Origin of the sequence: Pseudomonas turukhanskensis, from assembly GCF_027922365.1 — a bacterium.
GTDB lineage: Bacteria > Pseudomonadota > Gammaproteobacteria > Pseudomonadales > Pseudomonadaceae > Aquipseudomonas > Aquipseudomonas turukhanskensis.
Genome location: NZ_BSFN01000003.1, coordinates 286139 through 298841, shown reverse-complemented (window position 1 = coordinate 298841; position 12703 = coordinate 286139). Strand labels below are relative to the sequence as shown.

The window sequence follows — 12703 nt, the reverse complement described above, 5'->3', positions numbered from 1 at the left end:
GAATAATCAGGCTTTGATTAGCTAATGAGTGCTTAATGCGGATATAACTAAACCTAATCAATAGCCCGAGGGTTAACGCGATGGCCAAACACAACTTCAATGACCTTCTGGCGTTTGTGACCGTCGCGCGTGTGGGCAGCTTTACGCGCGCAGCAGTGCAATTGGGGGTTACCCAATCCGCTGTCAGTCAGGTGGTTTCAGGCCTGGAGGCGCGCCTGAAAATTCGCTTACTCACCCGTACCACGCGTAGCGTTTCCCTGACGGCGGCGGGTGAGCGTCTGCTAGAGGCGGTGGGTCATCGCTTCGATGAAATCGAAGCAGAGGTGGAAGCATTGACCGAGCTGCGTGACAAGCCTGCCGGTACGGTGCGGATCACCTGCGGTGACAACATCATCAAGACCACACTGTTGCCCAAGCTGACGTTGCTGCTGCTGCAGTACCCGGATATCAAGCTGGAATTCGATATCAACTATGGTTTTCGCGATATCGTCGCCGACCGCTTCGATGCCGGCGTGCGCTTTAGCGACACGGTGGCCCAGGACATGATTGCCGTGCCCATTGGCCCTCCCATACGAATGGCCGTTGTGGCAGCGCCGAGCTACTTTGCCCAGAACCCCATCCCAGAACACCCACGTGATCTGGCCGCGCACCGCTGCATCGACATTCGATTCCCCACCTACGATGGCGTGGACGCGTGGGAGTTCGAGCGCCAGGGCAAAAAGCTGAAAGTGCGAGTAGATGGTCAACTGGTTTTCAACTCCACCACCCACATCGCCGATGCAGCCACGAGTGGGCTGGGCATTGCTTACCTGCCCGAGGACGAGTTTGCCGTGCAACTCGCCGATGGCCGTCTTATCCGGGTGCTGGAAGAGTGGTGCGAGCCTTTCTCCGGCTTTCACCTCTACTACCCCAGTCGCCGGCAACCTTCCCCGGCATTTTCGTTGGTCGTTGATGCCTTGCGCATCGACCGGCTGCCACCCCGGCCTGACTAAAGGCTGGAGCCGGCGTTAGCAAGTGACCGCGGGGTCGGTTGCGGCCTGCATCAGCAGAGCACCGAAATCGACCAGGCGGCCACGGCGGTGAACGAAATGACGGCGGCCGTGGATGAGGTGGCAAGCAATGCCGTGGCCACCTTCGAAGTCTCCGAAGAATCGACCCAGACGGCCAAACACGGACAGCAGCAGGTGAGCCAGACTGTCGAGTCCATCCGCCTGCTTTCCAACGACGTCACGCGCACGTCCGAGGAAGTCAAACCCTGGGCGATGGCGTGAGCAATATCAGCAAGGTGCTCGATGTGATCCGCGCCATCGCCGAGCAAACCAACCTGCTGGCACTGAACGCGGCCATCGAAGCCGCACAGGCGGGTGAAGCCGGGCGAGGGTTTGCCGTGGTGGCCGACGAAGTCCGAGCGCTGGCACACCGCACGCAAACCTCAACGCAGGAAATCGAGCAGATGATAGGCACCATCCAGAAAGGCTCCGCCGGTGCCATGAACGCGATGGAGGCCAGCACCCAGCGCGCCCGCCAAACCCTGGATATCGCCCACGGCGCCGGCGAAGCGCTACAGCGCATCACCGACGCGATCAGCCAGATCAGTGAGCGAAACCTGGTTATCGCCAGCGCCTCGGAAGAGCAAGCGCAGGTGGCCCGTGAGGTTGACCGCAACCTGGTGAACATCCGTGACTTGAGCGTGCAAACCTCTGCCGGCGCCAACCAGACCAGCGCAGCGAGCCAGGAACTGTCGACCCTGGCCGTCAGCTTGAACCCCTTCTTCGGCTTCAACCGCGAAGGCGCCAAAGTGTCGCAAGGCCTGATCGACTCCTTCTGGGCGCAAGGCATGCAAGCGGGCCACAAGAACACCTACGATTCCATCGCCGCGTTTTCGGCGACCGACTTCCGCGGTGACCTGGCCAAGTTCGACGTGCCGACCCTGATCGTCCATGGCGACGCGGACCAGATCGTGCCCATCGATGCCTCGGCACATGCGGCAGCGAAGCTGATCAAAAACGCCGAGTTGATTGTCTACCCAGGTGCACCGCATGGCCTGGCGGACACGCACAAAGAGCGGTTGAATCAGGACCTGTTAGCGTTTCTCAAGAAAAAGTAATGAAAAAAGCCCTGCGTAAGCGGGGCTTTTTTTTGGCGTCTGTCTAAGCCCTACCCTCAGCGATTACGCCCCAACGCCTCATGGCTGCTGACCCAATCACCCGCCAGAATGGCCGAGGTCAGCGACACATCCCCGGCCAGCACCACGGCCGCAATAATCTCCGCCAGTTTGTCGGCCTTGCCGTCGCCGTAACAGCCGAGCATTTCCAGGCATTCGCGCTGCGTCGGCAAGCCGGTGCCGCCGCCGTGGGTGGCGCAGATGACGGCAGGCAGGGTCACGGACCAGTAGTAGTCGCCGTTGTCGAGCAGTTGCCCGTAGGTGATGCCGCCATGGGATTCGGCGACGTTGGCGGCGTCCTGGCCGGTGGCGATAAACATGGCGGCCAGGCCGTTGGCCGAGTGGGCACCGCTGTAGGCGGCGCCGGCCTGAATGGCGCCGACGGCGGCGATTTGCCGGTAGCGGTAGAGGTTGGCCGGGTCTACGCGCAGCAGTTCGTGGGCCACTTCGCGCTTGAGGGTGAACTCGGCGATGACCCGTTTGCCGCGGGTTTGAATCATGTTCATGGCCGAGTGTTTTTTGTCGGTGTCGATGGCACCAGACAAAATGTAGCGCGGCTGCGTGGGGTAGTTGGCCTTGATCCATTCACAGGCGGCGTAGGTGGCTTTGCTGGTCATGTTCTGTCCGGCCGCATCGCCAGTGGTGTAGCAGAAACGGGTGTAGAGCATGTTCGCCACCGGGTACTGCTCGATCTCGAACAACTTGCCGCTGCGGGTGGTGGTTTCGCTTACGGCCTTGATGGTTTCGAACTCGCGCACCAGCCAGGCGCCGAATTCGCGGGCCTGCAAGGCATCGCTAAACATAAACACCGGCGCACGCTGCATGGAGTGTTTGACCACGGTGGTTTTCACCCCGCCCGAGGCGCTGATGGCGCGCATGCCACGGCTGTAGCTGGCGAGCAAGGTGCCTTCGGTGGTGGCCATGGGAATGTAGAAGTCGCCTTGGGCATGCTCGCCTTCGATGCGGATGGGGCCGGCCAGGCCGAGGGGCATTTGCACCACGCCGATAAAGTTTTCGATGTTGCCGCGGGTGACCTCGGGGTCGATGGCGTACTTACCCACCGTATCCAGCGAGGCGCCGGTTTGCGCTTTGATAAAGTCGCGGCGCACGCCGGCTTGCTCGGCGCTGTAGTCGTTGGACGTATTACGGGGAATGGGGGCGCCTCTGGACATCGTGCTCTCCTGCTGCTTCGGGGGATTTGGCTTGGTCGGTTCAGCCTAGGTGAAAATCCGTGCCCCGAGTGTGCCCAGCGAAACGCTCGCCGGCTTGCCCGACTGCGCCAATGTAGTGATCCAACACGTCAACGTGAGTGCGGCGCCCTGCCCCGGCTGATGCCTCGGAAAAAGCCCTGGATATCATCTCGATAGTAAAAAAACGCGGCTTAACCGGCACTAGAAAGCAACGGCAATGCTGGGGGAGCGGCTTGTGCCGCGAGCGATGATGATGTGCGCAGCGCGGTGCGCGCAGCGAAGCAGCAGTGCCAACGAGTGGCCTCCCGAGAAGACCGGGAGTTCGTTAACTATCGAGTTTCAATACAGCCTTCACCTTGTCGATGAACGCCGTGATCTCGAAGGGTTTTTCCAGCACCTCGATAAACAAATCCGAGCGGTTTGCGCCAAGATATGCGTGAGCGCCGCTCATCAACATGATCGGCGTAGTGCGGTGCGCTTCGCGTGCACGTACCGCTTCGGCGAACTCGATGCCGGTCATGCCGGGCATCATGAAGTCAGTGATGATCAGATCGGGCCGTTCCCGATCAAGAATCTCCAACGCCTTCTGCCCGCGCCCCGCTGTGACCGTGAGGATGCCCTCGTCTTCAAGGGCGAAACTTAAAATATCCGCGACCAAATACTCGTCGTCGACAATCAGCACTGTGCTCATAAGATGAATGCCAAGCAAAGCAACTGTGCCAGCAAGGACGCCGTTGTCCTGCCGTTTATTTTTTTCGCCCAGCGCATACCTCAGACCTTCTTCACTGATATTCCGTGGCCACCCATGACAACTTCCAACAATGAGGGGTCAAACGCGCTATCTCTTATTTTCAGAATGGATAGCTGACGCTGAAGTTCAGATCCTTTTTGCTCAAAGCGGACCAGCAGCAGGTTATCGACAAGGCTGGAAAGATCCGGGGCCGGCGCATCGATCTGGCTACCTAGCAAACTTTGTATCTCCCAGGTCGCCAGAACGGTGACGCCTCTGGAGCGAAGCTCGCCCATCAGCGCAGAGAAAAAATCCAGAACGCGTGTTTTGTCGGCGGACACACGGGCCATTCCGCCCAGGCTATCGATGAATACACGCTTGATCTGATGCCTTTCGACCCTTTCCAGCAGTTCGTAACCCAAACGATCAACCAGGCCTTCAGTCGTTGGGTTCCATGCGATGTGCAAAGCACCGGTGGCCTCCAGGGCACTGAAATCATGGCCTAGCGCCTTTGCCTTGAGGCGCACCCGTTGCGGCGACTCATAGAAACCAAAGTACAACCCCGGCTCTGCAGGGGTGCTCTGGCCGATAAACTCAATGCCGAGGGAGGTTTTGCCGGCGCCGGACGGACCGGCGACCAGGGTCACAGAGGAGGCAGCCAAGCCACCGCCAATAACCGTGTCCAGCGATTTGATGCCGCTGCTGACCTGAGCCAGTTGGTCACTATCGGAGAGCGATGGCCGCGAGAAAAAACGCTCCAGGCGCGGATACACAGCAATGCCGTCGTCGTTGATTTCGAACTCGTGCACACCCGACAAAGCACCGCTACCGCGGGTTTTTCTGAGTTTGATGCGGCGAACAGTTCGTGGCCCAACCGACTCTTCGCCAATCTCGATTACACCATCGACCATGGTGTGCTCCGGGCTGCCGTCGTCCAGCTGTGAGCTGGTCAGAAACAGCACCGTGCAACCGGCAAATGCGGCGTGGCCCTGAAGCTCGGAGATAAATTTTTTGGTGTCGATCGGCAGTTCGGCTTTCGAACGCGCATTCAAAAGACCATCGAGAATCATGATGGTGGCTTTCTGCCTGGTGATTTCTCGACGCAGGAGCTTGACCACTTCGTCGAGCCCTTCGTTTTCGAGGGTATCGAAAGCACTGACGAACTGGATGTTCTGGCCGATCTGGGTTTTGTCGAAAAAGCTCAGCGTGGAAAGGAAACTGAACAGCCGATCATGGGGCTCTGCCAAGAGGGTGGCAAAGAGCACCCGCCCGCCGCTACGGACGTGGTTGAACCCAATCTGGTTCGCCAAAATGGTTTTCCCTGAACCAGGACGCCCCTGAATAATGTACGACGCACCTGAGACCAGGCCGCCTTTCAGTAGCGTATCTAAGCCCGCGATTCCAGTTTTCAGGCGTTCTAACTGATACAAACTAAAATCCTCTGCTGATCATAACGGGGGGCCGTGTAGGACTGCATTGTTGCTGGTCTACGCCTTTCTTACTAGCTAAAGGCAAAAGATTGCCAGCGCCCAACCGAGCCACAAACGCGCCGCGCCCTTCGTTGAAGCAGTTTGCCCAAAGCACGCGGTAAGCCGATGTGAGACCGCCCAAGCCCGGGTTTGTTTGCATCGCCGCGGTTTGCTTTGCCTGGGGTGTGCTATGCGCACCAGGCGGTGTGCCGTCGAACGCGGCCACGAAAGTCGGCAGATTACCGGCTTCAGCTTTGGTTATCAGCCTTGCCAATCACCGTCAGCCAGGCCTGTGGCAGGGCGAACGCCGCCAGGTGCACCTCGGGGTTGTAGTAACGGGTGCTGATCGCCGCCGCCTGCCAGCGCTGGCGCAACGTGGCCGGGGCAACGGCGCGCAGGCTGTGATCGCGTGCGGCCCAGCCGAAGGCCATATCGCCACCCACATAGGTGGGAATCGCGGCGCGGAAGAAGTGCCAGTCGGCAAAGTGCGGGGCGAAACGCTCGGCGCTGTTTTTCAGCTCCTCGGGTTGCAAAAACGGCACGCCATTCTGGGTAACCAACACGCCACCTTCGTTCAGCCGCGCATGGCAGGCCTGGTAGAAGGCCTGCGTGAACAGCACCGCGCCGGGGCCCTGAGGGTCGGTGGAGTTGCAGATGATCACATCGAAACCCGGCCCGCGCTCCTCGATGTAGGCCACGCCGTCGGCAATCACCAACTGATGTCGAGGGTCGTCGAGCACGCCGACGTTGCGAGGCAGGTACTCGCGGCACAGCTGCACCACGGCGCCGTCGATTTCCACCGACACCACCTTTTGCAGCTGGCTATGTTTGAGTACTTCACTCTGCACCGTGCCGTCGCCAAACCCGATGATCAGTACACGCCGCGGCGCCGGGTGTGCGAACAGCGGCACGTGGCTGATGATTTCGCTGTAGATATGTTCATCGGCTTCGGTGATCTGGATAACGCCATCCAGTGCCATCACCCGGCCAAGGCTGGCGTTGTTGAAAATAACCAGGCGTTGGTGGTCGCTACCGCCTTCGAACAGCACCTCGTCAACGCCGAAGTATTGGCCGTAGTGCGCGTGCAACGTCTCGTGAAAGCGGGTCATGGTGGGGCTCCTTGGGCAGACCGAGCACCATAACAAAGTCACTTTCGTTATCAATGGCGCATTTTATATAACCTAATCGTTATTGGTTCTTTGGTGGTATTCAGTCGCTGCTCTAGCATTCGCCGCCATCCCCGCAGAGCCGGCTGGAGCCAGCCATATGACCACCGCCCTTCCCTCCGGCCCGCGCCGTCACCTGGGCAGCCTGCATGCCTTGCTGGTGACCCTGGGCATGGTGATCACCACCGACATCCTCAAAACTGCCCCCACCGTGGCGTTGAATGCTGGCGAAGCGAGCCTGTATCCGATCTGGATTCTGGGCGGCGTGCTGTCGATGGTGGGGGCGCTGTGTTACGCGGAAATGGCCACCGCCTTTCCCCACAGCGGCGGCGACTACCACTTTTTGCGCACCGCCTATGGCGAGCGCCTGGCGTTTCTGTTTGCGTGGTCGCGCTTCGCGGTGATGCACACCGGCTGGATCGCGTTGATGGCCTTTATGTTCGCGGACTATTTTCTGTCGCTGGTGCCCCTGGGTTCGCTTGGCAGCGGCCCGTTTGCCGCCGCGTTGGTGGTGCTGTTGGTGCTGGTCAACCTGACCGGCCTGCGCAGCGGCTTTATCACCCAGGCCGGGCTGATCGTGCTGATGACCCTGGGTTTTATCGCCATCATCGCCGCCGGCCTGTGGCTGGCCTTCAACAACGTGCCGGTGCCAACCGACGTGGCGTTGCCCAGCGCCGATGCCGAACCGGGCAGCGTGGCCGGCTCGTCCAGCGCACTGATTTTCGTGTTTCTGGCCTTTGGTGGCTGGAGCGATGCCGCCACACTGTCGGCCGAGCTGCGCGACAGCCGCAAGGGCATGTTCACCGCCCTGCTCGGCAGCCTGACGTTTCTGGCGTTGCTCTACCTGGCGGTGAACTGGGCGTTTATACGGGGGCTGGGTTTCAACGGTCTGGCGGCCAGCAATGCACCCGCGGTGGATTTGCTCAACCATGCCTTCGGCCCCTGGGGTGGTGCGATCATTGTCGGCATCGTCGGGGTGGCGGCAATTGCCGGAATCAACGCCATGCTGATCGTCGGACCGCGCACCACCTATGCGGCCGCCCGTGACATTCCCCTGCTGCGCGAGCGCGCCCGCTGGGACGACAGCCGCGGTATTCCGGCCTGGACCATTGTCGCCACCGGGGCCGCCGGCTTGCTGCTGGTGGTGTTCGGCAGCCTGAGCAATAGCGGCTTCAATGCCATGGTCGAGTACATGACCCCTGTGTACTGGTTCTTCCTGGCCCTGAGCAGCCTGGCGCTGATCATCCTGCGCCGCCGCCACCCCGATGTGCCGCGCCCGATCCGGGTGCCCTTCTACCCTGTTCTGCCGCTGCTGTTTTTCGGCCTGTGCCTATACATGTTGTGGTCAAGCCTGATGTACGTTGGTTATGGCGCGTTGCTCGGTGTCGGCGTATTGCTGCTCGGCGTGCTGGTGCAAGCGCTGCTGACCTGGCGGCGAGCGGACCCGGGCAACGTCGAGTCAGACCTGTCCTGAGGAGACCTTGATAACCACTTTTGCCGAAGGCGCCGCGGGCCAGGTGCAGGAACGCCTTGTGAGCGTCGGCTAACGAATGGGGCTGATCGATCACAGGGCGAATTGCGTGTTTGCTCAGGAACTCGTTCATGCGGTCAAACGACGAGTGAAGTGCCGCGGCGATGCCGCCGATGGTGATTGCCTGTGCCTCGCAAAAGCCCCCATGAACTCACCCGCTCGACGCATCAATCGGTAGCTCGATACGAAAAGTGCTGCCCTGCCCTGGCTCGCTTTCAACGCCCATTGATCCGCCATGTTTCTTGACGATGCCGTAGGAGAGCGACAGCCCAAGCCCTGTGCCTTTACCCAACGGCTTGGTGGTAAAGAACGGATCAAAAATCTTCGGTATCACCTCTTTCGGAATACCCACACCGTTATCACTGATCTCTATCCATACCCTGTCGCCTTGGGCGCCCGTACGGATTTCGATTTTCCCGCGTTGCTCGCCCATGGCCTGGGCGGCATTCACCACCAGATTCATCACCACCTGATTGAGTTGCGAAGACAGGCATTTCACCTCAGGCAGCACGCCATAGTGTCGAATTACATCAGCCTTATATTTGAGTTCACTGGCGACGATATTGAGTGTGGACTCGATGCCTTTATGCAGATCGGCCCATTGCCATTCCTGCTCCGAGTCCACCCGCGAGAAGTCTTTCAGGTCTTGAATAATCTGCCGCACGCGGGTGATGCCCTCCCGTGACTCTTTGAGCAGCACCGGTATGTCTTCCTGAATGAACGGCAGGTCTAGGCGCACGCGAAGCGCCGCGAGGCTGTCTTTCAGCGCGCCTGGGGCAATGTCGTTTTCCGACTGCTCATACAGGGCGATGAGTTCGAGCAGACCGGTCACGTACTGCTCCAGCGTCGTGTGGTTAGACGAGATAAATCCGATCGGGTTGTTGATCTCATGGGCGACGCCAGCCGCTAGCTGGCCGATGGAGGCCAGCTTCTCGCTTTGCACCAGCTGGCTTTCCAATTGCTTGCGCTCGGCGATTTCGTGCTGAAGCGTTGTGTTGGCCCCGCTAAGCGCTTGCGTTCGCGTCTGCACCTGAAATTCAAGTTGCTCCATCTGCAGTTGCAAGCGCTGGGTCATGTCCCACTTGGCGGTGAGCGAGCACGCCAACTGGCTCACTTCAATGTTATCGAACGGCTTTTTCAGGATCAGCAGGCGGTCGCCGACGTTCAGGCGTGTGAGCATCTCTTCCCAGGAGTAATCGGAGTACGCGGTGCACACCACCACCTGCACGCGAGGATCAACACTCCACAGCCGCTCAATGGTCTCCACGCCGTCCCAGCCGCCAGGCATACGCATATCCACGAACGCCATGGCGTAGGGCTGGTCCTGATCCAGCGCATCCTGCAGCAGCGCCAAACCCTGCTGCCCGCTGTATGCAGAGTCCAGCTCAAAGGGGTTGACACGCGGTGTATCGTCGCCTCCAAACAGTTCGGCTTCAAAAGCGTCGAGGGCCTCGTTTGCGCTGTCGGGACGCAAGATCTTGCGGAAGTCTTCATGAATGGTCGGGGTGTCATCGATCAACAGAATGCGGCGATTGCCGAAGCGCTCCATGGTCATTGCCCTTTGCTCTTGATCGGAATTTCCAACACGAAACAGGCGCCGCTGCCGACCCCTTCGCTCTCCACGCGCAAGGTGCCGTCCATTTCGATGGCGGCCAGCGCGCAGCTGTGCAGTCCAAAACCATGGCCCTCTGCGCGCGTGGTAAAGCCGTGAGAGAAAATCCTGGTCATGTGTTGCGGGTCGATGCCTTCGCCGGTGTCTCGCACCCTGATGGTCAGTCGCTCACCGTCTTCGCGGATGCTCAACGTCAATGTGCGCGGGCCACCTTCCCGGGCATTCATTGCCTGTTTGGCGTTACTGATCAGGTTGACCAGAATCAGCAGCAACCGGTGTTTGTCCAGCCACAGCTCGGCAATCGGGCCGTAATCGCGGATCACCTCAACCTGATGGCGAACCAGCGAGCCGGCCTGCATACGCAAGGCGTCCTCCATCAACTCGGCCATCATCAAAGGCTCGACGATGCTGGAGGGGCCTGCGTATGACTGTTGGGTGGTGACAATTTCCTTGATGTGGTTGACGCTCTTGTTCAGCAGTTCCAGCTCGCGCGTGATGCTCTCGCGCTCGGCATTCAGCGCTTCGCAAACCTGGGCAAAATAGCCGGGCAGCAACTTGCCCTTCTCATCTTGGGTAATGAAGTGGCCGAGGTCGTGCTGGTGTTCTTGCAGCATGGCCACCGCTTTGGACAAGCCGGCCGATTTGGAGGTGCGTACTTTGCGCGCAACAAGGTCCGCCGAAATATTCACGCTGTTCAGCACATTGCCGACGTTGTGCAACACGTTGGTGGCAATTTCCGCCATGCCCGCCTGGCGCGCGGACCCCACCAGCTCGCTTTGCGCGCGCTGCAGTTCACGGGTGCGCTCCACCACGCGCGCCTCCAATTCGTCGTTGGCGTTGTGCAAGGCTCGGTTAACCCGGTTGATCTCGCCATAGCTACGCGCCAGGCGCACGCCCAGGTACAGCAGCAGAGCCGCCAACACTCCGGAAAATACCAGCAGGTACTGGTGGTGCAGACGATCCTGCTCAGCCGACATCAGTTGCTCCTGGCTCAGCAGCTCAATCAAGCCGTCCAACCGATTGGCGACCGACACGGCAGCGATTGCGTTCAACACCCCGTCCACTACCTTTTGTTCACGTAATACGGTGTGTACATGCTGATTGAAGATGTCCAGCGCATCGGCCGTGTCAGGGTCCAGGTGGGCTTTTTGTTCTTCAAGTTTCTCCAGCCCGATGGTGACCTCTGCCGCTTTGTCGTCGGTGCTGACCTGAACAAACTCCATGGTGCCCAGTAGCACGTCGAAGACATAGCTGGAGGTATTGTCCAGCACCATGCTGCTGCGCTGATCGCTAATCAGGTTTTGCACATCATCTTCGGCTGTCGGCAGAAAATGCAGCGAGTTGCGCAACACCGAGTTGTGCGACTTGAACGACTCAATCAGCTCGGCCTTTTTCGCCAACGCTTGCTGGTACAGCTGCGTGTTGTGCTGCCACTTGTCCCGATTGCGCAAGGGGGCTGCCTGGGTGAGTTGCTCCAATTGCCGCCAGTTTTTATTTAACTCGTTGAGCGGGTCGACCAGCGAGTCGTAGTCCAGGTTTATCCCGATACGCGAACGCAGCACCTGAACTTCCCACTGCGAGTCGATCTGCTTGATTTGCCGCAACAGCGCCAGCGAACTGAAATAGCGCGAGGGGTCGTACGAGTCGATGCGCAAGAACATAAAGGCCAATACCCCGGCCAGAGAAATCGCCACACCGGCAATGGTTATCCAACTCAAATACCTGCGTAGAAAACTCATGGCACCACCTGCACTTCACCGCTGAGCGTTTTCAAAAACAGGATAATCAGGCGAGTGTCTTCATCGGTCGCGCGGCGGCCCAGTTGATACTTGAACATCACCTCTACGGCCTTATCGAGGGTCGGTGCGGAGCCGTCGTGAAAATACGGCGCGGTGTGCTCAACGTTGCGTAGGCCCGGCACTTTGAATACGTGGCGGTCCTCTTCCAGGCCAGTAACGGCAAAGCGCCCCTGGTCTGCGTCGGTGATAGGGGTGCGGTCTTTGAAGTAGTCGCCCATCACGCCGAACCTCTGGAACATATTGCCGCCCACATTGATGCCCTGATGGCAGGAAATGCAGCCGTATTGCTTAAAGCGGCCATAGCCGGCCTTTTCTTCTTCGGTGATCGCCGTGCTGTCGCCTTCCAGGTACAGATCAAAGCGTGCTTTGGGCGTGGTGAGCGTGCGCTCGTAGGTTGCCAGGGCGTTTTGCACGTTTTCCTGGGTGATGCCGGAGCTGTAGTTAGCCGCGAAGGCCTGCTGGTAAACCCTGTCGGCAGACAGGCGGGCCAGCACGTCAGTCCAGTTGGCGCCCATTTCCACCGGGCTTAGCAGCACATCGTTGATTTGCTCTTCAAGCGTCGCCGACCGGCCATTCCAGAACTGCCTAAAATTCAGCGCAGCGTTCAATACCGACGGAGCGTTGAACCCGGTGGCTTGCCCATGCAAGCCCAGCGAAAATGCCCGGACATCGGCGCCGCCGCGATCCAGCAGGTGGCAACTGGCACAGGAAATACTCTGGTTGGCGGAAAGCCTTTTGTCATTGAACAATTGCCTGCCCAACTCAGCGCGCGGCCCATTTTCCGTATGCCAGCGGGGAATGGGTTTTATCGGTTCGTCCAGCGGAGCGGCGATGTTCTGCTGGGCCAAGCCTGACAGCAGGAACGCGCACGCCCATCGCAGAGCGCCGGTCATGGACTTAACCGCCGCCACGGCAAAAGGGCAACCGGCTGTTGAAACCCCAGACGCGTCCTCTCCGGCGGCGCCCCGACGCCCGCTACGGCGCCAGGCCTTATGGCAATCAAGCCGCCCTGCCCATCTTCGACGCATTCCTGGTACGGGGC

At 59.6% G+C, this 12703-nt stretch carries 11 protein-coding genes and 1 pseudogene; 5 read left to right on the top strand and 7 right to left on the bottom strand.

Features of this window, described 5'->3' with window-relative positions; all coding sequences use genetic code 11:
* The first annotated feature begins 80 nt into the window (after nt 1–80).
* The 4 genes and pseudogenes from PKE98_RS07745 to PKE98_RS07735 all read left to right on the top strand — a co-directional run bounded on the left by PKE98_RS07745 (nt 81) and on the right by PKE98_RS07735 (nt 2107).
* The gene (locus PKE98_RS07745) at nt 81–992 is read left to right on the top strand and encodes a LysR family transcriptional regulator (protein ID WP_271194687.1); all 912 of its coding nucleotides are present in this window, start codon (nt 81–83) and stop codon (nt 990–992) included.
* Between the two features lie 108 nt (nt 993–1100).
* A complete protein-coding gene (locus tag PKE98_RS27050) occupies nt 1101–1271 on the top strand; it encodes a hypothetical protein (protein ID WP_373877821.1) in 171 nt (56 codons plus the stop codon).
* Nucleotides 1272–1303: 32 nt separating this feature from the next.
* Nucleotides 1304–1765: pseudogene (locus PKE98_RS27045) on the top strand (methyl-accepting chemotaxis protein); the annotation flags it as partial.
* A gap of 33 nt (nt 1766–1798) precedes the next feature.
* Nucleotides 1799–2107, top strand: coding sequence for an alpha/beta fold hydrolase (locus PKE98_RS07735; RefSeq protein ID WP_271194864.1), 309 nt, complete (start codon nt 1799–1801; stop codon nt 2105–2107).
* A 56-nt stretch (nt 2108–2163) separates the two neighbouring features.
* Here the strand turns inward: PKE98_RS07735 and PKE98_RS07730 are convergent, their stop codons facing one another.
* The 4 genes from PKE98_RS07730 to speE all read right to left on the bottom strand — a co-directional run bounded on the left by PKE98_RS07730 (nt 2164) and on the right by speE (nt 6662).
* Nucleotides 2164–3336: a hydroxymethylglutaryl-CoA reductase gene (locus PKE98_RS07730; RefSeq protein ID WP_271194686.1), complete on the bottom strand. Its 1173-nt coding sequence runs from the start codon at nt 3334–3336 to the stop codon at nt 2164–2166.
* A 343-nt stretch (nt 3337–3679) separates the two neighbouring features.
* Nucleotides 3680–4045, bottom strand: coding sequence for a response regulator (locus PKE98_RS07725; protein WP_271194685.1), 366 nt, complete (start codon nt 4043–4045; stop codon nt 3680–3682).
* A gap of 80 nt (nt 4046–4125) precedes the next feature.
* Nucleotides 4126–5514, bottom strand: coding sequence for an ATPase domain-containing protein (locus tag PKE98_RS07720; protein WP_271194684.1), 1389 nt, complete (start codon nt 5512–5514; stop codon nt 4126–4128).
* Between the two features lie 287 nt (nt 5515–5801).
* Nucleotides 5802–6662: a polyamine aminopropyltransferase gene (speE, locus tag PKE98_RS07715; protein WP_271194683.1), complete on the bottom strand. Its 861-nt coding sequence runs from the start codon at nt 6660–6662 to the stop codon at nt 5802–5804.
* A gap of 157 nt (nt 6663–6819) precedes the next feature.
* On the opposite strand from speE, the gene PKE98_RS07710 reads away from it, so the two are divergent.
* On the top strand, nt 6820–8193 hold the full coding sequence (locus tag PKE98_RS07710) for an APC family permease (protein WP_271194682.1): 1374 nt from the start codon (nt 6820–6822) through the stop codon (nt 8191–8193).
* A 208-nt stretch (nt 8194–8401) separates the two neighbouring features.
* On the opposite strand, the gene PKE98_RS07705 is transcribed toward PKE98_RS07710, so the two are convergent.
* Genes PKE98_RS07705 through PKE98_RS07695 form a run of 3 tightly spaced genes read right to left on the bottom strand, consistent with a single transcriptional unit; the run spans nt 8402 to nt 12554 of the window.
* Nucleotides 8402–9799, bottom strand: coding sequence for an ATP-binding protein (locus PKE98_RS07705; RefSeq protein WP_271194862.1), 1398 nt, complete (start codon nt 9797–9799; stop codon nt 8402–8404).
* Between the two features lie 2 nt (nt 9800–9801).
* A complete protein-coding gene (locus tag PKE98_RS07700) occupies nt 9802–11601 on the bottom strand; it encodes a DAHL domain-containing sensor histidine kinase (RefSeq protein WP_271194681.1) in 1800 nt (599 codons plus the stop codon).
* Nucleotides 11598–12554 carry a cytochrome-c peroxidase gene (locus PKE98_RS07695; RefSeq protein ID WP_271194680.1) on the bottom strand — a complete coding sequence of 319 codons (957 nt, stop codon included), beginning with the start codon at nt 12552–12554 and terminating at the stop codon, nt 11598–11600. The genes PKE98_RS07700 and PKE98_RS07695 overlap by 4 nt, the downstream gene beginning before the upstream one ends.
* Nucleotides 12555–12703 lie beyond the last annotated feature (149 nt).